Here is a 24,085-nt window from a genome sequence, read left to right as displayed (position 1 = left end):
CGGCTGTCACGGCTGGGAACATGGCCACCTACCATCGTGTTGAGCCTGGTACACGGGTCACTACGAGCGGAGGTCACGGGTGGCTGCCGAGGAAATCAGGAACCTGATCATCGTCGGGTCGGGTCCTGCCGGATACACCGCTGCCGTTTATGCGGCACGGGCTCAGCTGGAACCGCTGGTGTTCGAGGGCACGCAGTTCGGCGGCGCGCTGATGACGACGACCGAGGTCGAGAACTTCCCCGGGTTCCGCGACGGGATCATGGGTCCGGACCTGATGGAGGAGATGCGCAAGCAGGCCGAGCGCTTCGGCGCCGAGCTGCGCGCGGAGGACGTCGAGTCGCTGGAGCTGACCGGGGACGTCAAGTACGTCGTCGCGAACGGCAAGCGCTACGCCGCCCGCGCGGTCATCCTCGCCATGGGTGCCGCGGCGCGGTACCTGAACGTGCCGGGCGAGCAGGAGCTGCTCGGCCGCGGTGTGTCGGCCTGTGCGACCTGTGACGGCTTCTTCTTCCGCGACCACGACATCGTGGTCGCCGGCGGTGGCGACTCGGCGATGGAGGAGGCGACCTTCCTGACGAAGTTCGCGAAGTCCGTCACGGTCGTCCACCGGCGCGACGAGTTCCGCGCGTCCAAGATCATGCTCGAGCGCGCCCGCGCGAACGAGAAGATCAAGTGGAAGCTGAACTCGCAGATCACCGGGGTGCTCGGGGACGGCAAGGTCGAGGGCCTGCAGCTGAAGGACACCAAGGACGGCAGCGAGTCGACGCTGGACGTCTCCGGCTTCTTCGTCGCGATCGGCCACGACCCCCGCAGCCAGCTGGTGAAGGGGCAGGTCGAGCTGGACGAGGACGGTTACGTCGTCACCCAGGGCCGCACCTCCTACACCAACGTCGACGGCGTCTTCGCGGCCGGCGACCTGGTGGACCGCACCTACCGGCAGGCGATCACCGCCTCGGGCTCCGGGTGCAGCGCGGCGATCGACGCGGAACGATGGCTCGCGGAGCACGGCGACCCGGACGCGCACGAAGCGCCCGAGCTCGTCGGCGGCGGCTACGGCGCGGGCACCAACTGACTTTCCGGCGTTCACCCACCCCATGAAGGAGCAAGCATGACCAACACCGTGAAGGTGACCGACGCGACGTTCGTCGACGAGGTCCTGACCAGCGAAAAGCCGGTTCTCGTCGACTTCTGGGCCACCTGGTGCGGCCCGTGCAAGATGGTCGCCCCGGTGCTCGAGGAGATCGCGGCGGAAAACGGCGAGAAGCTGACCATCGCCAAGATCGACATCGACGAGAACCCGAACACGCCGCGTGACTACCAGGTGATGTCCATCCCGACGCTGATCCTGTTCCAGGGCGGCAAGCCGGTGAAGCAGATCGTCGGCGCCAAGCCGAAGGCCGCGCTGCTGTCGGACCTCGCCGACGTTCTCTGAACCCGGCCACACCCGGCGGACCCGGGGCCTGCGGGAATCCTCCTGCGGGCCCCGGGTCTTCGTCGTTCGGGGGAATCTTCCCGGCCCGAGTGGATCGAGCGTGACGAGGACCACTGGAGGTTCGCCACGAACGGGTTCTTGACGGACCTACCGGGCCTGCGCTGTCACCGAGAGTTCGCAAGGCACAATAGAGGACCTGGGCTCGTCCCAGCGAAGGTTTTCTGCCACGCACCGAGCCCCCGAATCGGTGCCCTAGGAAGAGCGAGGAGTGCATGCGGGTACTCCGCCGCGGTGACGCCGGTCCGGACGTCGCCGAGATCAGGTCCATCCTGGCCGGGATGGACCTGCTCCCGCCGGTCACCGGTACCGACGACGACTACGGCACGTTCGACGGCGCCGTCGAGCACGCCGTCCGTGCCTTCCAGCAGCGTCGTGGGCTGATGACCGACGGCGTCGTGGGTCCGGCGACGTTCCAGGCGCTCAAGGGCGCCAGCTACCACCTGGGCAGCCGTCCGCTGTCCTACATGATCGCGTCCCCGGTCCACGGCGACGACGTCTTCACGCTCCAGGAGCGGCTGACCGAGCTGGGCTTCGACGCCGGCCGCCCCGACGGCTACTTCGGCCCGGCGACCGAGCGCGCGCTCAAGACGTTCCAGCGCGACATGCGCCTGACGCCGGACGGCATGTGCGGCCCGGCGACCATCCGCGAGCTGCACCGCCTGTCCTCGCCGCGCGCCCGGGGCGGCCGCCCCGTGTTCCTGCGCGAGCAGGAGCAGGTCCGCCAGGCCGGTCCGCGGCTGCGCGGCAAGCGCATCGTGATCGACCCGGGCCACGGCGGCGACGACCTCGGCGTGGTCGCCGGCAGCCTGCGTGAGGCCGACATCGCGTGGGACCTCGCGCGGCGCCTCGAAGGCCGGATGAAGGCGACGGGCATGGAGGCGCTGATCTCCCGCGGCCCGAACCACAGCCCCACCGAGCTGGAGCGCGCCCGCTTCGCGAACGACGCGGGCGCGGACCTGTTCCTGTCCCTGCACAGCGACGGCAACCCCTCGCCGCGCGCCCAGGGCATCGCGAGCTTCCACTTCGGCACCGGCAACGGCACGACCTCGACGGTGGGTGAGCTGCTGGCCGGCTTCATCCAGCGCGAGGTCGCGGCCCGCACGGGCATGCTGGACTGCCGCACGCACTACAAGACCTGGGAGATCTTCACCCGCACCCGCTGCCCGGCGGTCCGTGTGGAGATCGGCTACCTGACGAACCCGGACGACGGCCGCAAGCTCGCCGATCCGGCGTTCCGCGACATCGTCGCCGAGGGCATCCTCATCGCCGTCAAGCGCCTGTACTTGCTCGGCGAAGGCGACCAGCCGACGGGAACGTTCACGTTCGCCGACGTCCTGGCGCACGAGCTGGCGAAGGCCGAATAGGCCCGACCACAACCGCTAGCGGTTCGTCTTCACCTGTCCCACCACACCTGGGGACGCAGCTGCTGCGTCCCCAGGTTCACGGGCAGTTCTCCACAGCTTTTCCACCGCTCCTATCAGCGCTCTGTGGATAACTCGGCACTTCTTCCACAGCTGTGCACAGCGCTGTTTCGCACGTGACGAAACCCAGGCGCAAACGTTTGCGGGGTGGCTCAGGCGCGGCCGAGACTCGGCTCGGCGGTGGTGATCGTCACCTGGCCGAGGAGACGCTCCAGCGCGGCCTCGACGTCTTCCTTCCAGGTGATCGCCGAGCGCAGCTCCAGGCGCAGGCGCGGCCACTTCGGGTGCGGGCGGACCGTCTTGAAGCCGACGCTCTGCAGGAACGCGGCCGGCAGCACGCAGCTGTGCCCGCCGTCCGGGTCCGTCTCGTCGGGGCGGGCGTCGCCGAACGCCTCGATCGCGCGGACACCGCGCTTGGTCAGGTCCTTGGCGACCGCCTGGACCAGCATCCGGCCGAGGCCGCCGCCGCGGAACTCCGGGAGGACCTGGAAGGCCGTGAGGAGGACGGCGTCCGCGCTCGGCGGGGACGTCGGGAAGGCCAGCGCGCGCGGGACGGCGTTCGGCGGGGCGTACAGCACGAACCCGACCGGCAGCGTGTCGCTGTAGACGATGCGGCCGCAGGAACCCCACTCGAGCAGCACGCTCGAGACCCAGGCTTCCTTCTCGACCTCGGTGGCGCCGAACTCCTCCGCCTGGTTCTTCAGGTGGGGAGCGAGCTCCCAGTAGACACACCGGCGACAGCTCTTCGGCAAGTGCTCGAGGTTGTCCAGTGTGACGCCCACGACGCGACGCGACACCCGCGACCTCCCTGACCTGCGCTCCCGACGGGCTGCCCGGCCGTCAAGCCGCGCGGGAACCACAGCACGGACACGGGAGCCATGGTCGAGGATAGGCCGATGTGACGAGCGCCGAAAGGCCAGGGGTCCCGGATGGGTGCACGGTTACACTCGACGGGATCTGTTAACCGAGCCCCGGGTGAATCGTCGATGACCGAGAACCGCCCCAGCAAGCCGCACAGCGGCCGCCAGAACCTCGACCCCCACCTCGAGCGGTACGCCGCCCGGACCGCGGGGATGACCGCTTCGGAGATCCGAGCGCTCTTCGCGGTCGCCAGCCGGCCCGAGGTGGTTTCGCTGGCCGGCGGCATGCCGAACCTGGCGGCGCTCCCGCTCGACACGCTGTCGGCACAGGTGGCCGAGATCATCGCCGAAGACGGCCTGGTGGCACTGCAGTACGGCTCCGCGCACGGCGTTCCCGCGCTGCGCGAGCAGATCTGCGAAATCATGGCCCTCGAGGGCATCAAGGCGCACCCGGACGACGTCGTCGTGACCGTCGGCTCCCAGATGGGCCTGGACATGGTCACGCGGCTGTTCTGCGACCCGGGTGACGTCGTGATCGCCGAAGGCCCCTCGTACGTCGGCGCGCTGGGCTCCTTCGCCGCGTACCAGGCGCAGGTCGTGCACGTGGCGATGGACGACCAGGGCCTGGTGCCTTCGTTGCTGCGGGAGGCGCTCGACCGGACGAAGAAGGCCGGCCGCCGGGTCAAGTTCCTCTACACGATCCCGAACTTCCACAACCCCGCCGGCGTGACACTGGCCGTCGAGCGGCGCGCGGAGATCCTCGAGATCTGCCGCGAGCACGACGTCCTCGTCGTCGAAGACAACCCGTACGGGTTGCTCGGCTTCAACGGCCAGATCTACCCCGCGCTGCGCTCGACCGACCCCGAGAACGTCGTCTACCTCGGCTCGTTCTCCAAGACGTTCGCCTCCGGCCTGCGCGTCGGCTGGGTGCTCGCGCCGCACGCCGTGCGCGAGAAGCTCGTGCTGGCCGCGGAGTCGGCCACGCTGTGCCCGCCGACGTTCAACCAGATGATCGTGTCGCGCTACCTGGCCACGCACGACTGGAAGGGCCAGATCAAGAAGTTCCGCGAGAACTACCGCGAACGGCGTGACGCGATGCTGTCCGCGCTGGAGCAGTACCTGCCGCCGGGCTGCTCGTGGACGAAGCCGGACGGCGGGTTCTACGTCTGGGTGACGGTGCCGGAGGGCGTCGACACCAAGGCGATGCTGCCGCGCGCGGTGACCGCCCGGGTGGCGTACGCGTCCGGCACCGGCTTCTACGCCGACGGCTTCGGCAGCCGCCAGATGCGGCTGTCCTACTGCTACCCGACGCCGGAGCGGATCCGCGAGGGCGTGCGGCGGCTGGCCGCCGTGCTGGAGTCCGAAATGGACCTGGCCCGCACCTTCGGTAGCGTGGGCACGCGCCAGATCCAGGGGCCGCAGAACCCGTCACCCGACACGGTTTAGTTCTTCTTCTAAGGAGTTTCCACGGTGGTCGACCGTACCGTTGCCGTGCTCGCCGGCGGTCTCTCGCACGAGCGCGACGTCTCGCTGAGGTCCGGGCGGCGGCTCTCCGCGGCGCTGAAGTCCGAGGGCTTCGGCATCGAGGAGTGGGACACCGACGCGGGCCTGCTGGAGCGGCTGCGCACGCAGCGCCCGGACGCGGTCGTCGTCGCGCTGCACGGCGGCGAGGGCGAGAACGGCTCGGTGCAGACGGTGCTGGAGATGCTGGAGGTGCCGTTCGTCGGCACCGGCTCCCAGGGCTGCCGCCGCGCGTGGGACAAGCCGACCGCGAAGGCGCTGCTGCAGAACGCCGGGTTCGTGACGCCCGGCTGGGCGGTGCTGCCGCACAGCACGTTCCGCGAGCTCGGCGCCCAGGCGGTGCTCGACGCGATGGTGGAGCGCCTCGGCCTCCCGCTCATCCTCAAGCCCGACCAAGGCGGATCGGCCCTCGGCACCCAGGTGGTCCGCGAAGCTACGGAACTGCCGGCGGCGATGGTCGGCTGCTTCGCCTACGGCGACACCGTTCTCGCCGAGCGGTTCGTCGACGGCGTCGAGGTGGCCGTCACGGTCATCGAGGGCGAGGACGGACCCGAGGCCCTCCCGGCGGTCGAGATCGTCCCGGAGAGCGGCGTGTACGACTACACGGCCCGCTACACGGCCGGCCTGACCGACTTCTTCACGCCGGCCCGGCTCGACGACGCCGCGGCCAAGGCGGTGGCCGAACTGGCGGTCGCCGCGCACCGCGTGCTCGGGCTGCGAGACATCTCCCGCACCGACGCGGTCGTCACGGCGGACGGCACGGTGTACTTCCTCGAGGTGAACCCGTCGCCGGGTCTCACCGAGACGTCGACGGTGCCGATGGCGGTCGAAGCCGCGGGCAAGTCGCTGGGGGCGGTCTTCGCCGAACTGATCGCGCGCGCGATTTCCCGCTGACCCCGGACACGCGAAAGGCCACTGCGGAACCTCCGCGGTGGCCTTTTTCGTGTCGCGGTTGATCATCACCCGGTGTGGTTACCGCGACTGCGTCGAGCAATCATCACCGTGACGAAACACCCCGGGGTGATCCCTAATCGGTTTTCGGTGTCTGATTTGCCCCATTCGCATCGATGATCGCGACGATGCGTTCGAGGTCGTCGACCGAGCCGAATTCGAGCGTGATCCGGCCCTTGCGACGGCCGAGGTCGACCTTCACGCGGGTGTCGAACCGGTCCGAGAGGCGGTTGGCGAGCTCCTGCAGACCCGGCGCCTGGATCGGCTTGCGCACCGCGGGCTTCGGCTTGGCCGGCTTCTCGCTCTTCTTCAGCGTGACGGCTTCCTCGGTCGCCCGGACCGACATGCCTTCCGCGATGATCCGCGCAGCGAGCTCTTCCTGGCTGTCGGCGTCCTCCAGGGACAGCAACGCGCGCGCGTGCCCGGCGGACAGAACGCCCGCGGCGACCCGGCGCTGGACCGGCAGGGGGAGCTTGAGGAGCCGGATCGTGTTGGTGATGACCGGGCGGCTGCGCCCGATCCGGCTCGCCAGCTCCTCGTGGGTGACCGCGAACTCGTCGAGCAGCTGCTGGTACGCCGCCGCCTCTTCGAGCGGGTTCAGCTGGACGCGGTGGATGTTCTCCAGGAGCGCGTCGCGCAGCATCGACTCGTCGGCGGTCTGCCGGACGATCGCCGGGATCGCTTCGAGTTCCGCTTGCTGCGACGCACGGAGGCGCCGCTCGCCCATGACGAGTTCGTACTCGTCGTTCCCGAGCTCGCGGACCACGATGGGCTGCATGAGCCCGAACTCGCGGATCGAGTGCTCGAGTTCGGCAAGCGCTTCTTCGTCGAAGACCTGCCGCGGCTGCTTCGGGTTGGGCTTGACCGAGCCGACCGGGATCTCGCGGTAGACGGCGCCGGCGACCTCGCCGCTGTGCGACTTCGCCGCGCCGTTGGCCGCGAACCAGCCCTTGTCGTCAGCCGCCTTCTTGTCCGCCGCCGGGTCCCCGGTGGGCAGCGGACCGCCCGTGGCGGGCCCGGTCGGGATCAGGGCGGCGAGGCCGCGCCCCAGCCCTCCTCGGCGCTCGGTCATGTCGAACTTCCCCTCTCCATCTGTGCACCGCGCTCGGCGATCTCCTTCGCCGCGTCGACGTAGCTCATCGCACCGCGCGAACCGGGATCGTAAGCGAGGACGGTCTGGCCGTACCCAGGCGCCTCCGACACCTTGACGCTGCGGGGGATGACCGTCTTCAGCACGGTGTCGCCGAAGTGGTTGCGGACCTCGTTCGTCACCTGGTCGGCCAGCTTGGTCCGGCCGTCGTACATGGTGAGGAGGATCGTCGAGACGCGAAGCTCGCGGTTGAGGTGCTGCTGCACGAGCTCGATGTTGCTCAGCAGCTGCCCGAGACCTTCGAGCGCGTAGTACTCGCACTGGATCGGGATGAGCACCTCCTGTGCGGCGACCATCGCGTTGACCGTGAGGAGGCCGAGCGACGGCGGGCAGTCGATGAGGACGTAGTCGACGCCGATCTCGTCGAGGATCTCCGAGGAGATCGCTTCCTTGAGCCGGGACTCGCGGGACGCCATCGAGACGAGCTCGATCTCCGCACCGGCGAGGTCGATCGTCGCGGGCACGCAGAAGAGGTTCGGCGACTGCTCGGTCGGCTGGGCGGCCTCGGCGAGCGTCACCTCACCGATCAGCACCTCGTAGATGGACGGCGTCCCGGACCGGTGGTCGACGTCGAGCGCGGTGCTCGCGTTGCCCTGCGGGTCGAGGTCGACGACGAGCGTCTTGAGCCCGTGGACGGCCAGCGCGGCGGCGAGGTTGACCGTGCTCGTGGTCTTGCCGACACCGCCCTTCTGGTTGGCCACGGTGATCACACGCCGGCGACCGGGACGGGGGAGCGTCCCCTCCTCCGGGTGCAGCAGACGCGCGGCGCGGGCGGCTTCTTCGGCGATCGGGGTCCAGCCCACGTCGGGGGTGGTCTCCGTGGAGTCGGACGGCGGGGGATTCACCGGTCTCGACACCTCCTCCATGTAGAAGTCTGGTCGGTGGTCGAGTCGCGTCGTTTCACGTGGAACATCGCGGCCCGTTAACGCTTCCTGCTCCGCGCCTTCGGCTTGGCGCCTGTCGGTAGGCGGCGGATCTTCACAACCGTGCTGGGGACCTCTAGTACCGCGGCACCGCACTCGATGATCAGAGGATCGGCCCCACCGGCCTTGCGGATGGCGGCTCCGTCCCGATCGATCTCCTCCGCGGCGCTGGCACCCTTGAGGGCCACCAGGAAGCCGTCGGAACGAACGAGCGGCAGACACCAGTCCGCGAGCCGGGCGAGCGGGGCGACCGCGCGAGCGGTGACGATGTCGGCGCCACCGTGCTGCTCACGCACAGACCGCTCCTCCGCGCGGCCACGGACGATGGTGATCGGGAGTTCCAGCTTCTCGGCTACCTCGGCGAGCCAGTCCACCCGGCGAGCCATCGGTTCAAGCAAGACGATATCGAGGTCCGGTCGAGCGATCGCGAGCGGTACACCCGGAAGCCCGGCGCCCGACCCGACGTCCACGACCCGGGCACCCTCGGGCATCTGCTCGCCGATGACCGCCGAGTTCAGGACGTGCCGCTCCCACAGCCGCTCGACTTCCCGCGGCCCGATCAGCCCGCGCTCGACGCCGTGGCGCTCCAGGAGTTCGACGTACCCGGCCGCTTGGTCGACGTGCTCACCGAACACTCGCTCCGCCGCGGCCCGCACCGCCACCGCGGCCTGCTCCAAGCTCACTCCGTCTACTCCTCGTCCGCGCGTTTCACGTGAAACCGCGCTTGTTCGATTGTCCCTGATGTCGAGTCGAAAACGAGCCGACAGACCGCAGATGTGGACAACTCCACTCGCCTGGCAGCGACGGGGGACCGTTCCACGTGAAACATCAGCCGTGTAATTCGCTCCGCGAGCATCGCGGCGCCGCGTTCCGCAGGCGGATCCCGCTGAAGCCGAGCGTGCTCGATGCGACCGCGTCGACGAACTCCCACAGGTTCGGCAGCTCCCGCAGCTCTATCCCAGCCCGCTCGTGGAGGGCGAGCAGCTCGCCCATCGGTTCCGGCGGACCGACCGGCTCCACCGGAGTCGTCGCCACCATCGCGTGCCCGTGCTCACCGAATACCCGGAACGATGCCGCCTCGAACCGGTACGCGAACAACCGGACCGACCGCATCGCCGAGAAGCCGGCGTACTCGATCGCGTTGACCCGGTGCGACCCGAGCCGCTCGCGGTCCGCCGTCGACGTCTCTGGCGTCACCCACGCCAGCGCGCGGGGACACTGCCGCGGGAACCAGTAGTCCGGTGCCCGCGCCGCGTCGACCACCCAGACGTACGCCTCCCGGCTGCTGGGCCGTCGCGGCGACGTGGGGTGCATGGATACAAAAAAGCGGCCCCACCTGACCTGGTCAAGTGGGGCCGCTTCGGAAGAACCGAACTCAGGACTCCGGGAAGATCACCACGCGGCGCTTCGGGTCTTCGCCCTCGCTCTCGCTGGTGACGCCGGCGACCGTCGCCACCGCGTCGTGGACCACCTTGCGCTCGAACGGGCTCATCGGCTGGAGCCGCACCCGCTCGCCGCTCTGGAGGACCGACTCCGCCGTCGAGCGGCCGAGCTCGCGGAGCTCCTCGCGGCGGTCCGCGCGCCAGCCCGCGATGTCCAGCATCAGCCGGCTGCGCGAGCCGGTCTCCTGCTGGACCGCCAGGCGGGTCAGCTCCTGCAGCGCCTCGAGGACCGTGCCGCGGGGGCCGACGAGCTTCTCGAGGTCTTCGCCACCGTCGATGCTGACGATCGCGCGGCCCGCTTCGACGTCCAAGTCGATGTCGCCGTCGTAGTCGAGCAGATCGAGCAGCCGCTCGAGGTAGTCGCCTGCGATGTCGCCCTCCTGGACGAGGACGTCATCACCGCCGCCCGCCTTCTGCTCGCCCGCCTCGTCGGCCGCCGGCTCCGGGGTCACGTCGTCCTTATCGGCGTCGATCGTCTCGATCGTCTCCGACATCATTAGTCTCCTCTCCGAACCGGTCGCGCCTCAGCGGCGCTTCCGGCCCGACTTCCTGGTCGAGTCTTTGAGAAGGCCCGGCACTCCGGTGCCGTTGTCCTTCGAGCCGTTCTGGCCGTTGGTCTCGGTGGGCGTCGTCTCCGCCTTCGCGGAATCGCTCGCAGAAGTCGTCTGGGCGAAGCCGTGGGCCGAACCCGCCTTCGCGACCTTCTTCTGGGCGCCGCCCTGGGCGGGCTGGTTCTTCTTCTGCTGGACCGGCTTCTGACCGACCTTCGGCGCGGCCGGCTTCTGTCCCGGCTTCGGGCCGAGCGTCGCGCGCTTCTCGGCGGCCTCCGCCTTGCGGGCCGCCTCTTCCTTGTCGATCTTCGTGTAGACGAGCCGCTGCTGCATCAGGGTCCAGCCGTTGTTCGCCAGCCAGTAGAAGAGGAGGCCGAGCGGGAACAGCGCACCGAAGACGAGCACACCGAGCGGGAAGATGTACATCGTCAGCTTGTTCATGATCGCGGTCTGCGGGGTGGCCGACGCGGCGTTCTGGCGGGCCACCGAGTGGCGCGCGGTCAAGTGCGTGGCGATCGACGCGACGATCATCAGGGGCAGCGCGACCGGGAGCACGCTCCAGTGGAAGCCGACGTTCGTGGCCCCGCCGCTGACGACGCCGACACCGTTGTAGACGGCCTCACCGAGGTTGACGCCGAAGAGCTTCGCGTTGACGTAGGACTCGACGTCGTGCTGGCTGAAGAAGTAGTTCTCGGTCTTCGGACCGCCGCCGGGGGGCGGCATGGTGAACGCGCGCAGGACGTGGTTCAGGCCGATGAAGACCGGGATCTGGAGCAGCATCGGCAGGCAGCTGCCGAGCGGGTTGACGCCGTGCTCGCGCTGGAGCTTCTGCATCTCCTGCGCCTGGCGCTGCCGGTCGTTCGCGTACTTCTTCTGGAGCTTCTTCATCTCCGGCGCGAAGTCCTGCATCTTCTTCATCGACCGGACCTGGTTCACGAACGGCTTGAACATGATGCCGCGGACCGTGAACGTCAGGAAGATGATGCCGAGGATCCAGGCGACCGCGGTCGATTCGCCGAAGACGAACCCGAAGACCTTGTGCCAACACCAGAGGATGAAGGACACGGGGTAGTAGATGAAATCGAGCACTGCTGCTACTCCTCGATCGGTGTTTCAGGTCGTCGGTGGCGCCACGAGAACTTCTCGGGCACGGGATCGCGGCCGGGTGGCGTCCAGGGGCCGCAGCGCAGCAACCGGCGCAGCGCGAGGTAGGAGCCGCGGCCGGCACCGTGCCGGGTGAGGGCTTCGACTGCGTACGCGCTGCAGCTCGGGTAGAACCGGCAAGCCGGCGGCAGGAAGGGCGAGATCGCCTTGCGGTAGAGCTTGATGGGGAGCAGCAGGACCCAGGCGACGGGGCCGGGCCGCGGGGACGCGGGCTCGGCGTCGTGCTCGGAGTGGTCGTGCGCTGAGTCGTGCTCGGGAGTGGCTCGCATGCCGGTCACACCGCTGATCCGTGGTCGGGGGTCGCGTCCGCGGGACGCGTCGGGCGGGGGACATCCCCGGCCGGACGGCGCGACGACAGAAGCCCCAGCCGACGCAACGCGGCGTCGAGGTCGGACCCGAGCTCGGCGCTGGACGCGGTCGACGACGGCGGCAATGCCCGTACGACCAACGAAGTGCCGGCGGGCAGTGTTCCGAGCTTCGCGGAAACGAGGTGGCGCAACCGGCGGGAGACGCGGTGGCGGACCACCGAATTGCCGACGGCCTTGCTCACCACAAAACCCGCCCTGGCCGCCGACTGCGCGTCGGCGGCCCCGGACGGGTCCGTGGTCAGTGCGTGGACGACGAGGCGACGCCTGCCTGCCCGGGACCCGCGACGGAGAACCACGCGGAAATCCTCGCTCCGCCGCAGACGTGCGGCAGCCGGCAGCACGGCGCGCCCCGACGTGCCGGATCAGGCGGACAGCGCGGCGCGGCCCTTGCGACGACGGCCAGCCAGGATGGCCCGGCCGGCACGCGTCCGCATGCGCAGGCGGAAGCCGTGCGTCTTCGCGCGACGGCGGTTGTTCGGCTGGAAGGTGCGCTTACCCTTGCTCACTGCTTCTCCTGTGTGTCGCGTCGGGCGGCAGGAATCTCTTCCCCCGCCTGGCGTGTCGTGCGGGCGCACGGCAGTCTCTGGTGTCTCCTACCAACGTGTGGCCTCGTCACGACGAGCGACGACAACGTGGGCACGCGAAACGCACCCGTCGCATACGGGAGACCTTACGAGGGTACGCACCCCCGTCGGGCGGCCGGTAAGCACCCCCTCGGCCACGGTACGCGATCGGCTCGCGGAGGCGAGATCATCGACGCCGCGGCACCGAATGGCAACACGCCGTGCACCGTGAAATGCTGGCCGCCGAGGATGCCTTGTGGCAGCGAGCGGGGCTTGTTAGCGTGCCTCTCTCGGGTCACCGGTCGAGGTGCACGAGTATCCGGGTGGTGGAGTGCCCACCGGCGTACGACGAGCCCGCAGGTGGCGTCGCCGCGGGTCGCCGTACATTAGTGCACAGCTGTGGACAACTATGTGGATATTCGCTGTGCCGATGCGCACGCCGGTCCGCGAGGGGCGCCGGACCGCGTGACCAGGGGCGTCGGCCGTCCACGCCGACGAGGGGAGGGGAGCCAGTCAGGTGTCGGAGCACCAGCACAATCTGGGTGTCATCTGGGAACAGGTGGTACGCGAACTGTCGGACGGGACCCTGTCCCCGCAGCAGCGCGCGTGGATGCGCGTCACCCGCCCGATCGGCCTGCTCGACGGCACTGCTCTCCTGGCGGCTCCCAGCGACTTCGCGAAGGAAGCGATCGAACGCGGCCTGCGCGGCGCGATCACGGACGCGCTTTCCCGGCGGCTCGGCCGCGCCATCTCGCTCGCGGTGAAGGTCGACAGCACCGAAGCGGTCGCCCCGGTCGCCGCCCCCCACTACGTGCCGTCACCCAGCCGGGTGGAAAACGGCGCCGGTCCGGAGCCGTCCCCCGCGCCGCGGCCGGGTCCCGGCCCGATGCTGCCGCCGCCGCGTCCCGAGCCCGCGCCGCCGCTGCCGCCGCACCAGTCCGTCGCGCCGAAGCCCGACGACGGTGACGACACCGACGAAGAAGTGGACGAAGAAGGCGAAGCACTCGCCGCCGTCCACGAGATCTGGCCCACGTTCTCCGGCCAGCCGATCGCCGGGCAGCCCTACACCGCGCCGGCGCAGCCGCAGACGTCGAAGACGAAGCTGAACGAGAAGTACACCTTCGACACGTTCGTCATCGGTGCGTCCAACCGCTTCGCGCACGCGGCCGCGGTCGCCGTCGCCGAAGCGCCGGCCCGCGCGTACAACCCGCTCTTCATCTGGGGTGAGTCCGGGCTCGGCAAGACGCACCTGCTGCACGCGGTCGGCCACTACGCGCAACGACTCTTCCCGGGCATGCGCGTCCGGTACGTCTCGACCGAAGAGTTCACGAACGACTTCATCAACTCGCTGCGAGACGACCGCAAGGTCGCGTTCCAGCGGCGCTACCGCGACATCGACATCCTGCTCGTCGACGACATCCAGTTCCTGGAAGGCAAAGAAGGTACGCAGGAAGAGTTCTTCCACACCTTCAACACCCTCCACAACGCGAACAAGCAGATCGTCGTCAGCTCCGACCGGCCGCCCAAGCGCCTCGAGACGCTGGAAGACCGGCTGCGGACGCGGTTCGAGTGGGGCCTGATCACCGACATCCAGCCACCCGAGCTCGAGACGCGCATCGCGATCCTCCGCAAGAAGGCGGCGCAGGACAGGCTGGCGGTGCCGGGCGACGTCCTGGAGTTCATCGCCTCCCGCGTCGAAGCGAACATCCGCGAACTGGAAGGCGCGCTCATCCGCGTCACCGCGTTCGCGTCGCTGAACCAGCAGCCGGTGGACGCCGGCCTCGCGGAGATCGTGCTGCGGGACCTGATCCCCGACTCCCACGCGCCGGAGATCACCGCGCCGACCATCATGGGCGTCATCTCCGAGTTCTTCGACGTGACGCTCGACGACCTGTGCGGCCCCGGCAAGACGAAGGCGCTCGCCACGGCCCGCCAGATCGCGATGTACCTCTGCCGCGAGCTGACCGACATGTCGCTGCCGAAGATCGGGCAGACGTTCGGCGGCCGCGACCACACGACCGTCATGCACGCGGACAAGAAGATCCGCAAGGAGATGGCCGAACGCCGGCGCATCTACGACCAGGTGCAGGAGCTGACGTCGCGCATCAAGCAGCGCGCCCGCCAGTAGCCGCACCTCTCCCTTATCCCGCAACGACTTCGGGGCGTCCGCACACAGTGGACGCCCCGAAGTCGTCTTCGGGGTGCCTTCGCGAAATTCGTGAAACTTCTTTGTACACAGGCGGTTTTCCCCATGGTGTGGGCGGATTGCCCACAGTGCCAACGGATCCCCCATCAGCGACGACGCGGAATTCGTCCACACCCCGCCCACAGGTGATCCACAGCGCATCCACACCTTTGTCCACGCTGATTCCACAGGTTGCCCACACTCTGTGCACAGGACGGGCCGATCACTCGGTAGGGCGATTCGGACCACGGCAAGCACCCCCAGAGCCTGGGGATCGATCGCCCCACACCTGGGGACAACCGTGGGGACAACTGGGCCCGGCTGTGGACGAATCGGGGATCGCCCGAAACCATCCACCGACGCCCCGATCTACCCACAGGTCCACCACCATGGTTCTCCACACGCCCGCGAGTGCTCCGACCTGCGCGAACGAGCTCCATCCACACAATCCACAACGCCTACTACTGCTACTGCCCTTAGATCTTTTCTAAGAGAGAACAAAACAAAAACAGGCGATGGACGAAGTTGGGGACAGCCGCGAGAACGTGTCGTCAAGTCGACAAACTCAAGGGGAGGCCGAGGTGACGTCGGCCCCCGCGACGGCCTAACGTGGACGCCTGCACCTGGTCCGCGCTCCGGCCGCTCTCGCGGAGGGCGGACCGGCCGGAGGGGGCAGCCGGTCACTGTCCCGCGAGAAGAGGCCTGGCCCGAGCCACCGCGGCTCGGTCGTCGAAAGGATGCGCGCATGAAGATCCGCGTCGAGCGTGACGGGCTCGCCGACGCCGTCGCGTGGGTGGCCAGAAGCCTCCCCTCCCGGCCCCCGGTGCCGGTACTCGGCGGTGTCCTCCTCGACGCCGGTCCGGACGGCGACACCGACGCGCTGACGGTCTCGGGCTTCGACTACGAAGTCTCGGCCACGGTCGGCGTCCCGGCGACCATCGCCGACGGCGGCCGCCTGCTGGTCTCCGGCCGCCTCCTCGCGGACATCACCAAGGCGCTGCCCGCGCAGCCGGTCGAGATCTCGGTCGACGGCGCCCGCGCCACCATCACGTGCGGCAGCGCGCGCTTCTCCCTGCCGACCATGCCGGTCGAGGACTACCCGCAGCTGCCGTCCCAGCCCGCCTTCGCGGGCGAGCTCGCCGGCGACGCGTTCGGCCAGGCCGTCACCCAGGTCGTCGTCGCCGCGGGCAAGGACGACACCCTGCCGATGCTGACCGGCATGCGGCTCGAGATCTCCGGCAGCTCGCTGACGCTGGTCGCGACCGACCGCTTCCGGCTCGCCATGCGCGAGTTCACCTGGCAGCCCGCCGAGGGCCTGGCCGACGCCGCGGTGCTCGTCCCGGCGCGCACGCTCGCCGAAGCGGCCAAGACGCTCGGCGCGAGCGGCGCCACCATCCGCCTCGCCCTCGCCAGCGGCGAAGGCCTGCTCGGCCTGTCCGGCTCCGGGCGCTACACGACGACCCGCCTGCTCGACGCGGAATTCCCGCCGTACCGCCAGTTGCTGCCCGCGTCGCACACTTCACGCGCGGTCATCGACGTGTCCGCTCTCACCGAGTCCATCAAGCGCGTTTCGCTGGTGGCCGAGCGGGGGACTCAGGTACGACTGGAGTTCGGGGACAACACGCTGCGGTTGTCCGCGGGCGGCGACGACGAAGGCAGCGCCGAAGAGGAACTGCAGGTCGAGTACGAGGGTGAGCCGGTGACCATCGCGTTCAACCCGGGTTACCTCGTCGACGGCCTCGGCGCGCTCCACAGCGACCGGGCGGAGCTGACGTTCACCACGCCGAACCGGCCGGCGTTGATCAAGCCCGCCGACCCCGAGGGCAACGTCGTCCCCGGCTACCTCTACCTCCTGATGCCGGTCCGGCTCCCGGGCTGACCCGCATTCTTCGTTAGCACGTAAGGGGATCTCGATGGTTCAGCTCGGTCTGATCGGCCTGGGCAAGATGGGCTTCAACATGCGTGAGCGGCTGCGCGCGGCCGGTCACGAGGTGGTCGGCTACGACCGCAACCCGGACGTCACCGACACGACGTCGCTCGAGGACCTCGTGTCCAAACTGGACGGCCCGCGGATCGTCTGGATCATGGTGCCGGCCGGCGATCCGACCCGGCAGACCGTCACCGAGCTGAGCAACCTGCTCTCCGCGGGCGACATGGTGATCGACGGCGGCAACTCGAAGTACACCGACGACAAGCTGAACGCCGATCTGCTGGCCGCCAAGGAAATCGGCTACGTCGACTGCGGCGTGTCCGGTGGCGTGTGGGGCAAGGACAACGGCTACGGCCTGATGGTCGGCGGTGCGGCCGCCGACGTCGAGCGCGCGATGCCGGTCTTCGACGCGCTGCGTCCGGAAGGCCCGCGCGAAGAAGGCTTCTCGCACGCGGGCGACGTCGGCGCGGGCCACTACGCGAAGATGATCCACAACGGCATCGAGTACGGCATGATGCAGGCCTTCGCCGAAGGCTTCGAGCTGCTCGAAGCGGCGAAGGTCGTCAACGACGTGCCCGCGGTGATCAAGGGCTGGCAGCGTGGCACGGTCGTCCGCTCCTGGCTGCTCGACCTGCTCGTGCGCGCGCTCGACGAGGACCCGGAGCTGGACGACCTCGAGGGCTACGTCGAGGATTCCGGCGAAGGTCGGTGGACGCTGGAAGAGGCGATCAACAACGCGGTGCCGGCGCCGGTCATCTCGGCCGCGCTCTTCGCGCGGTTCGCTTCGCGGCAGGAACACTCGGCCGCGATGCGCGCGGTCGCCGCGCTGCGCAACCAGTTCGGCGGGCACGCCGTGAAGAAGGTCGGCGGATAAGGAGCAGCTGGTGTATCTGCGTCACCTGCAGGTCACCGACTTCCGCTCCTGGCCGCAGGCCGATCTCGCGCTCGAACCGGGGCCGACCGTGCTGGTCGGCCAGAACGGTCGCGGCAAGACCAACCTGCTCGAGGCGATCGGGTACGTCGCGACGCTGGGCTCACACCGCGTCGCGACGGACGCGCCGCTCATCCGGCACGGCTGCGAGCGCGCGCTGGTGCGGGTCGCGGTGGTCAACGACGACCGCGAGCTGACGGTCGAGCTCGAGATCACCAACGGCCGCGCCAACCGCGCCCGCGTCAACCGCGGCGCGGTCGGGCGGCCGCGGGACGTGCTCGGGATCCTGCGCACGGTGCTGTTCTCGCCGGAGGACCTGGCGCTCGTGCGGGGCGACCCGAGCGAGCGACGCCGGTTCCTCGACGAGCTGCTCGTGCTGCGCGCGCCGCGGTACGCCGGTGTCCGCGCGGACTACGAGAAGGTGCTGAAGCAGCGCAACGCCCTGCTCAAGACGGCGGGGAAACGGCGTACGGGCCGCGAAGACCCGTACGCGCTTTCGACGTTGGAAGTCTGGGACGACCACCTCTCGGTGGCGGGGGCGGAGCTGCTGGCCGCGCGTCTGAACCTCGTCGCGGACCTGGGGCCGTACGCGGCCGCGGCCTACATGGGGGTGGCGCCGGACTCCCGGCCGGCGAAGATCTCGTACAAGTCTTCGCTGGGTGCGGCCCTGCCGGAGACGTACGGCGTACCGGACGGGGAACGCGCGCAACCCGATGTCCTCAAGGACGTCCTACTCAAGGCGCTCGGTGAAGCCCGGAAGGCCGAACTCGAGCGCGGGATCAGCCTGGTCGGCCCGCACCGGGACGAACTGGAGCTGATCCTGGGCGAGGCGCCGGCCAAGGGCTACGCGAGCCACGGCGAGTCGTGGTCGTTCGCGCTGGCCCTCCGGCTCGGCAGCTACGAGCTGCTGCGCGGGGAGGCGGGCGAACCGGTGCTGCTGCTCGACGACGTGTTCGCCGAGCTGGACCGCAAGCGCCGGGCCCGGCTGGCCGAGGTGGCCGCGAGCGCCGAGCAGGTGCTGGTGACCGCGGCGGTCGACGAAGACGTGCCCAGCGAGCTGGCCGGCGGCCGGTTCGTGGTGGCGGATGGCGAGATCACGCGTGGCTGACGGGACCGATCGAGCGGCACAGCGGGCGAACCGAGCACCCGATGTGACCGGCGGCACAAATCGCACCCGATCTGGGGACAAACCTGTGGACAGTGTGGATAACACGGTGAACGAGTTATCGCCCCGCGTGACCGTGCGGCCAGATGGGTGGCACAAAACGCCGCGAGATGGACAAGCCCCCGCCGCGAAGCCGTCGTCGAACACTGAGCGTGATGGTGACGCTGGGCCGAACGAGGCCCCGCTGACCGGGCGCGACCTCGCGCACGCGGCCCTCGAAGCCGCGAAAGCCAAGGCGAAGGAGCGCGGGACCTCGCCCGGCCGGCGCCGTCCGGTGACCGGCGACGGGCAGAACCCCCGGCGTCGCCGCTGGTCGGGACCGGGCGCGGACCCGCGTGACCCGCAGCCGCTCGGCCGGCTCGTCTCGCGGCTGGTCCGCGACCGGGGCTGGAACGAGAGCGTCACGACCGCCCGCGTCTTCGCCCAGTGGGCCCGGCTGGTCGGCGAAGACGTCGCGGAACACGCCCAACCGGTCGCGCTGAAAGACGGCGAACTCACCGTCCGCGCGAGCTCCACGGCGTGGGCCACCCAGCTGCGGTTGCTGCAGGGAAAACTGCTGCACAAGATCGCCGCGGGCGTCGGGAACGGCGTCGTCAAGCGGATGCGGATCCAGGGTCCGACCGCCCCGAGCTGGCGGAAAGGGCCCCGCCACGTGCCGGGGCGCGGCCCGCGTGACACGTACGGCTGACCCGGGTTGCGTGTTGCTCGGTTGAATGCCCCGAGAACGCATCCAGAGCTCCCGAGATACGTCAAGACTCGGCTCGAACCGATTTCGTCCGTCTGTGACGCGTTCAGGGGTGTCCTTGCCGCATGTCAGCGGACGCGGCCAAGTACACTGGAGAGGAGCGAGTGTCCGCTCGGGCGAGACGAGGAGAAACAAGGCCTGTGACCGAGAACAAGAGCGAGTACAACGCGTCGTCGATCACGGTGCTCGAAGGCCTCGAAGCGGTCCGCAAGCGCCCCGGCATGTACATCGGTTCGACCGGTGAACGCGGGCTGCACCACCTCGTCCAGGAGGTCGTGGACAACTCCGTCGACGAAGCGATGGCCGGGTACGCCACCAAGGTCGAGGTTACCCTCCTCGCCGACGGTGGGGTGCGCGTGGTCGACGACGGCCGCGGCATTCCCGTCGACATGCACCCCAAGGAGAACAAGCCGACCATCGAGGTCGTGCTCACCCAGCTGCACGCGGGCGGCAAGTTCGACAGCGACTCCTACGCGGTGTCCGGCGGCCTGCACGGCGTCGGCATCTCCGTGGTGAACGCGCTGTCGACGAAGCTGCTCGCCGAGGTCAAGTACGGCGGCCGCAGCTGGCGCCAGCTGTACACCGACCAGATCCCCGGCCCCCTCGAAGACCTCGGCCCGGCGACCGAGACCGGCACGACGATGACGTTCTGGGCCGACGGCAGCATCTTCGAGACCACGACGTACAACTTCGAGACGATCTCGCGCCGCCTCCAGGAGATGGCGTTCCTCAACAAGGGGCTGACGCTGTCCCTGCGCGACGAGCGCGTCGCCGACGAAGAGGCCGAAGAGGACGCGGAGGGCAAGGTCGCCCGCGTCAAGGAGAAGGTCTACTGCTACCCGGGCGGGCTCGAGGACTTCGTCAAGCACATCAACGGCAGCAAGGACCCGATCCACCCCAGCGTGATCTCCTTCGACGCGAAGGGCACCGGCCTCGAGGTCGAGGTCGCGATGCAGTGGAACACCGGGTTCACGCCGTCGGTCTACACGTTCGCCAACACGATCAACACGCACGAGGGCGGCACGCACGAAGAGGGCTTCCGCGCCGCGCTCACCCGCGTCGTCAACTCCTACGCGCGCGACAAGAAGCTGCTCAAGGAGAAGGACGCCAACCTGACCGGTGACGACGTGCGCGAGGGTCTCGCCGCGATCGTCTCGATCAAGCTGGGCGAGCCGCAGTTCGAGGGCCAGACCAAGACCAAGCTGGGCAACAGCGAGGCCAAGACGTTCGTGCAGCAGCAGTCGAACGAGTGGCTGGCCGACTGGTTCGAGCGCAACCCCACCGAGGCGAAGACGATCATCAACAAGTCGATCTCCTCGGCGCAGGCCCGGATGGCCGCGCGCAAGGCGCGTGACCTGGTCCGCCGCAAGGGCGCGCTGGAGATCGGCGGCCTGCCCGGCAAGCTCAAGGACTGCCGCTCGACCAACCCGGCCGAGTGCGAGCTCTACATCGTCGAGGGTGACTCGGCCGGCGGCTCGGCCAAGGAAGGCCGCGACTCGATGTACCAGGCGATCCTGCCGATCCGAGGCAAGATCATCAACGTCGAGAAGGCCCGCATCGACCGCGTCCTCAAGAACACCGAGGTCCAGTCGCTGATCACCGCGCTGGGCACCGGCATCCACGACGAGTTCGACCTCGAGAAGCTGCGCTACCACAAGATCGTGCTGATGGCCGACGCCGACGTCGACGGCCAGCACATCACCACGCTGCTGCTCACCCTGCTGTTCCGCTTCATGGCGCCGCTGATCGAGCACGGCCACGTCTTCCTCTCGCGGCCGCCGCTGTACAAGATCAAGTGGCCGCGGGCGGAGCCGGAGTACGCGTACTCCGACCGCGAGCGCGACGCCGTCATCAAGGCGGGTGTCGAGGCGGGCAAGCGGCTCCCGAAGGACGACGCGATCCAGCGCTACAAGGGTCTCGGCGAGATGAACGCCGAAGAGCTGTGGGAGACCACGATGGACCCGGCGAACCGGCTGCTGGGCCAGGTCACGATGGACGACGCCGCCCAGGCGGACGAGCTGTTCTCGGTCCTGATGGGCGAGGACGTCGAGGCCCGCCGGTCGTTCATCACGCGCAACGCCAAGGACGTGCGCTTCCTGGACGTGTAGGCGTTCCCCCGACTCTTTGTCCCGCTAGGACTCTCCACTCGAGAAGGACCTCATGACGGAAACTCTGCCGCCGGCTCCGGAACACGACCGGATCGAGCCGGTCGACATCCAGCAGGAGATGCAGCGCTCCTACATCGACTACGCGATGAGCGTCATCGTGTCGCGGGCGCTGCCGGACGTGCGTGACGGCCTCAAGCCCGTCGCCCGCCGCATCCTGTACTCGATGTTCGACTCCGGTTTCCGGCCGGACCGCGGGTACAACAAGTGCTCGCGCGTGGTCGGCGACGTCATGGGCAACTACCACCCGCACGGCGACTCGGCGATCTACGACGCGCTGGTCCGGCTCGCCCAGCCGTGGTCGCTGCGCTACCCGCTGATCGACGGCCAGGGCAACTTCGGCTCGTCGGGCAACGACCCCGCGGCCGCCATGCGGTACACCGAGTCCCGGCTCGCGCCGCTGGCCATGCAGATGCTGGCCGACATCGAAGAAGACACGGTCGACTTCTCCGACAACTACGACGGCCGCACGCAGGAGCCGGACGTCCTGCCGTCGCGGTTCCCGAACCTGCTGGTCAACGGCGGTTCCGGGATCGCGGTCGGGATGGCGACCAACATCCCGCCGCACAACCTGGGCGAGGTCTCCGAGGGCGTCGTCTGGGCGCTGGAGAACCCGGACGCGACCGACGACGAGCTGCTGGCCGCGCTGCTGGTGCGGGTCAAGGGGCCGGACTTCCCGACCAAGGCGATGATCCTCGGTACGTCCGGCATCGAGGACGCCTACCGCACCGGCCGCGGCTCGATCCGGATGCGCGCGGTCGTCGAGGTCGAAGAGGACGCGAAGGGCCGCACGATCCTGGTCGTGTCGGAGCTGCCGTACCAGGTCAACCCGGACAACCTGGTCGAGAACATCGCGAACCTGGTCCGCGACGGCAAGCTCACCGGCATCGCCGACATCGCCGACGAGTCCAACAGCCGGTCGGGCATGCGGATCGTCGTCACGATCAAGCGCGACGCGGTCGCGAAGGTCGTGCTGAACAACCTCTACAAGCACACCCAGCTGCAGCAGAACTTCGGCGTCAACATGCTGGCCCTGGTCGACGGCGTGCCGCGCACGCTGCGGCTCGACCAGATCATCCGGCACTACGTAAAGCACCAGGTCGAGGTCATCGTCCGGCGGACCAAGTTCCGCCTGAAGAAGGCCGAGGAACGGGCCCACATCCTGCGTGGGTACGTCAAGGCGCTCGACATGCTGGACGAGGTCATCGCGCTGATCCGGCGGTCGCCGTCGGCGGACGAGGCCCGGCCGGCCCTGATGGAGCTGCTGGACGTCGACGAGATCCAGGCCACCGCGATCCTCGACATGCAGCTGCGGCGCCTCGCCGCACTGGAGCGCCAGCGGATCATCGACCAGCTGGCCGAGATCGAGCTGGAGATCGCCGACCTCAAGGACATCCTCGAGAAGCCGGAGCGCCAGCGCGCGATCATCCGCGACGAGCTGATGGCGATCGTCGAGAAGTACGGCGACGAGCGGCGCACGAAAATCATCGGCTTCAGCGGTGACGTCACCGACGAAGAGCTCATCGCCGTCGAGGACGTCGTCGTCACCATCACCCGCACGGGGTACGCCAAGCGGACGAAAACGGATCTGTACCGCTCGCAGAAGCGCGGCGGCAAGGGCGTGCAGGGCGCGACGCTGAAGCAGGACGACATCGTCCAGCACTTCTTCGTCTGCTCGACGCACGACTGGATCCTGTTCTTCACGAACAAGGGCCGCGTCTACCGGACCAAGACCTACGAGCTGCCCGAGGCCAACCGCAACGCGCGTGGCCAGCACGTCGCGAACCTCATGGCGTTCCAGCCGGACGAGCAGATCGCCCAGGTCATCCAGATCAAGAACTACGAGGTCGCGCCGTACCTGGTGCTCGCCACCAAGCGCGGCCTGGTGAAGAAGACCAAGCTCACCGACTTCGACTCGAACCGTTCGGGCGGGCTGATCGCGATCAACCTCCGCGAAGGCGACGAGCTGGTCGGCGCGGTGCTGGCCAGCGCCGAGGACGACCTGCTGCTGGTGTCGGCCGAGGGCCAGTCGATCCGGTTCCACGCGACCGACGAGGCACTGCGCCCGATGGGCCGCCCGACGTCCGGCGTGATGGGCATGCGCTTCAACGACGGCGACGAGCTGCTCGGCGTCAGCGTCGTCAAGGAAGGCAAGTTCCTGCTGGTCGCGACGGACGGCGGGTACTCCAAGCGCACGCCGATCGAGGACTACCCGGTCCAGGGCCGCGGCGGCAAGGGCGTGCTCACCATTCAGCACGACCGCAAACGTGGCAGGCTGGTGGGAGCGCTCATCGTCGACGCCGAGGACGAGCTCTACGCGATCACCTCGAGCGGCGGCGTGATCCGCACACCGGCGGGCGACGTGCGCAAGGCAGGACGGCAGACGAAGGGGGTCCGGCTGATGAATCTCGGCGAAGGAACCACTCTTCTCGCCGTCGCACGCAACGCGGACGAGCCCTCGGACGTCGCCAATGGTGACACCCCCGAGGACGCGCCGGCTCCGGAAGCACCTGACGCGGGTGAGGAAACGACGGCCACGCCGGAGCAGTAAGTTTGCT

22 protein-coding genes are annotated in these 24,085 nt (G+C 69.1%); 12 read left to right on the top strand and 10 right to left on the bottom strand.

Annotated features, from left to right (window positions below; all coding sequences use genetic code 11):
* Window positions 1-79: 79 nt before the first annotated feature.
* The 3 genes from trxB (at window position 80) to SD460_RS06110 (ending at window position 2,856) form a co-directional block, all read left to right on the top strand.
* Window positions 80-1,072 (top strand): thioredoxin-disulfide reductase, encoded by a 993-nt coding sequence (trxB, locus tag SD460_RS06120; protein WP_290054645.1) that lies wholly within the window; start codon window positions 80-82, stop codon window positions 1,070-1,072.
* 36 nt (window positions 1,073-1,108) lie between these two features.
* Entirely contained in the window at window positions 1,109-1,432 is a 324-nt protein-coding gene (gene trxA / locus SD460_RS06115) for a thioredoxin (RefSeq protein WP_247016298.1), read from the top strand.
* A gap of 272 nt (window positions 1,433-1,704) precedes the next feature.
* Window positions 1,705-2,856 carry an N-acetylmuramoyl-L-alanine amidase gene (locus SD460_RS06110; RefSeq protein ID WP_290054641.1) on the top strand — a complete coding sequence of 384 codons (1,152 nt, stop codon included), beginning with the start codon at window positions 1,705-1,707 and terminating at the stop codon, window positions 2,854-2,856.
* Between the two features lie 209 nt (window positions 2,857-3,065).
* Here SD460_RS06110 and SD460_RS06105 read toward each other — a convergent pair whose 3' ends face one another.
* Entirely contained in the window at window positions 3,066-3,710 is a 645-nt protein-coding gene (locus SD460_RS06105; protein ID WP_247016295.1) for a GNAT family N-acetyltransferase, read from the bottom strand.
* Between the two features lie 189 nt (window positions 3,711-3,899).
* Between SD460_RS06105 and SD460_RS06100 the strand changes: the two genes are divergently transcribed.
* Entirely contained in the window at window positions 3,900-5,219 is a 1,320-nt protein-coding gene (locus SD460_RS06100; RefSeq protein ID WP_290054637.1) for an aminotransferase-like domain-containing protein, read from the top strand.
* Between the two features lie 24 nt (window positions 5,220-5,243).
* Entirely contained in the window at window positions 5,244-6,188 is a 945-nt protein-coding gene (locus tag SD460_RS06095; protein ID WP_290054636.1) for a D-alanine--D-alanine ligase family protein, read from the top strand.
* A 133-nt stretch (window positions 6,189-6,321) separates the two neighbouring features.
* Here SD460_RS06095 and SD460_RS06090 read toward each other — a convergent pair whose 3' ends face one another.
* The 9 genes from SD460_RS06090 to rpmH all read right to left on the bottom strand — a co-directional run bounded on the left by SD460_RS06090 (window position 6,322) and on the right by rpmH (window position 12,349).
* The gene (locus SD460_RS06090) at window positions 6,322-7,317 is read right to left on the bottom strand and encodes a ParB/RepB/Spo0J family partition protein (protein ID WP_290054634.1); all 996 of its coding nucleotides are present in this window, start codon (window positions 7,315-7,317) and stop codon (window positions 6,322-6,324) included.
* Window positions 7,314-8,240, bottom strand: a complete 927-nt coding sequence (locus SD460_RS06085) for a ParA family protein (protein WP_438860591.1) — start codon at window positions 8,238-8,240, stop codon at window positions 7,314-7,316. Before SD460_RS06085 ends, SD460_RS06090 begins: the two co-directional genes overlap by 4 nt.
* Before the next feature lie 77 nt (window positions 8,241-8,317).
* Window positions 8,318-9,001: a 16S rRNA (guanine(527)-N(7))-methyltransferase RsmG gene (gene rsmG / locus SD460_RS06080; protein ID WP_290054630.1), complete on the bottom strand. Its 684-nt coding sequence runs from the start codon at window positions 8,999-9,001 to the stop codon at window positions 8,318-8,320.
* A gap of 145 nt (window positions 9,002-9,146) precedes the next feature.
* The gene (locus SD460_RS06075; RefSeq protein ID WP_290054628.1) at window positions 9,147-9,632 is read right to left on the bottom strand and encodes a DUF6886 family protein; all 486 of its coding nucleotides are present in this window, start codon (window positions 9,630-9,632) and stop codon (window positions 9,147-9,149) included.
* A gap of 61 nt (window positions 9,633-9,693) precedes the next feature.
* Window positions 9,694-10,254, bottom strand: a complete 561-nt coding sequence (locus SD460_RS06070; RefSeq protein ID WP_290054626.1) for a Jag family protein — start codon at window positions 10,252-10,254, stop codon at window positions 9,694-9,696.
* A 30-nt stretch (window positions 10,255-10,284) separates the two neighbouring features.
* Window positions 10,285-11,400 carry a membrane protein insertase YidC gene (yidC, locus tag SD460_RS06065; RefSeq protein ID WP_290054624.1) on the bottom strand — a complete coding sequence of 372 codons (1,116 nt, stop codon included), beginning with the start codon at window positions 11,398-11,400 and terminating at the stop codon, window positions 10,285-10,287.
* A 5-nt stretch (window positions 11,401-11,405) separates the two neighbouring features.
* Entirely contained in the window at window positions 11,406-11,744 is a 339-nt protein-coding gene (gene yidD, locus SD460_RS06060) for a membrane protein insertion efficiency factor YidD (protein WP_290054622.1), read from the bottom strand.
* A gap of 5 nt (window positions 11,745-11,749) precedes the next feature.
* Window positions 11,750-12,184 (bottom strand): ribonuclease P protein component, encoded by a 435-nt coding sequence (gene rnpA / locus SD460_RS06055; RefSeq protein WP_290054620.1) that lies wholly within the window; start codon window positions 12,182-12,184, stop codon window positions 11,750-11,752.
* Between the two features lie 21 nt (window positions 12,185-12,205).
* The gene (gene rpmH, locus SD460_RS06050) at window positions 12,206-12,349 is read right to left on the bottom strand and encodes a 50S ribosomal protein L34 (protein WP_003082934.1); all 144 of its coding nucleotides are present in this window, start codon (window positions 12,347-12,349) and stop codon (window positions 12,206-12,208) included.
* A 574-nt stretch (window positions 12,350-12,923) separates the two neighbouring features.
* Between rpmH and dnaA the strand changes: the two genes are divergently transcribed.
* The 7 genes from dnaA (at window position 12,924) to gyrA (ending at window position 24,078) form a co-directional block, all read left to right on the top strand.
* Complete coding sequence (gene dnaA / locus SD460_RS06045; RefSeq protein ID WP_290054617.1) at window positions 12,924-14,534, top strand: chromosomal replication initiator protein DnaA; 1,611 nt, start codon at window positions 12,924-12,926, stop codon at window positions 14,532-14,534.
* An 802-nt stretch (window positions 14,535-15,336) separates the two neighbouring features.
* Window positions 15,337-16,470, top strand: a complete 1,134-nt coding sequence (dnaN, locus tag SD460_RS06040) for a DNA polymerase III subunit beta (RefSeq protein ID WP_290054615.1) — start codon at window positions 15,337-15,339, stop codon at window positions 16,468-16,470.
* Between the two features lie 28 nt (window positions 16,471-16,498).
* Entirely contained in the window at window positions 16,499-17,395 is an 897-nt protein-coding gene (gene gnd / locus SD460_RS06035; RefSeq protein WP_354670613.1) for a phosphogluconate dehydrogenase (NAD(+)-dependent, decarboxylating), read from the top strand.
* Window positions 17,396-17,405: 10 nt separating this feature from the next.
* Window positions 17,406-18,560 (top strand): DNA replication/repair protein RecF, encoded by a 1,155-nt coding sequence (gene recF, locus SD460_RS06030; RefSeq protein ID WP_318305976.1) that lies wholly within the window; start codon window positions 17,406-17,408, stop codon window positions 18,558-18,560.
* 241 nt (window positions 18,561-18,801) lie between these two features.
* The gene (locus tag SD460_RS06025) at window positions 18,802-19,305 is read left to right on the top strand and encodes a DciA family protein (protein WP_290054656.1); all 504 of its coding nucleotides are present in this window, start codon (window positions 18,802-18,804) and stop codon (window positions 19,303-19,305) included.
* 197 nt (window positions 19,306-19,502) lie between these two features.
* Window positions 19,503-21,470, top strand: coding sequence for a DNA topoisomerase (ATP-hydrolyzing) subunit B (gyrB, locus tag SD460_RS06020; RefSeq protein WP_290054611.1), 1,968 nt, complete (start codon window positions 19,503-19,505; stop codon window positions 21,468-21,470).
* Window positions 21,471-21,522: 52 nt separating this feature from the next.
* Complete coding sequence (gyrA, locus tag SD460_RS06015; protein WP_290054610.1) at window positions 21,523-24,078, top strand: DNA gyrase subunit A; 2,556 nt, start codon at window positions 21,523-21,525, stop codon at window positions 24,076-24,078.
* Window positions 24,079-24,085 lie beyond the last annotated feature (7 nt).

The sequence above is a fragment of the Amycolatopsis solani genome (genome assembly GCF_033441515.1).
Lineage (GTDB): Bacteria > Actinomycetota > Actinomycetes > Mycobacteriales > Pseudonocardiaceae > Amycolatopsis > Amycolatopsis solani.
This window is presented reverse-complemented; position numbering and strand designations above follow the sequence as displayed.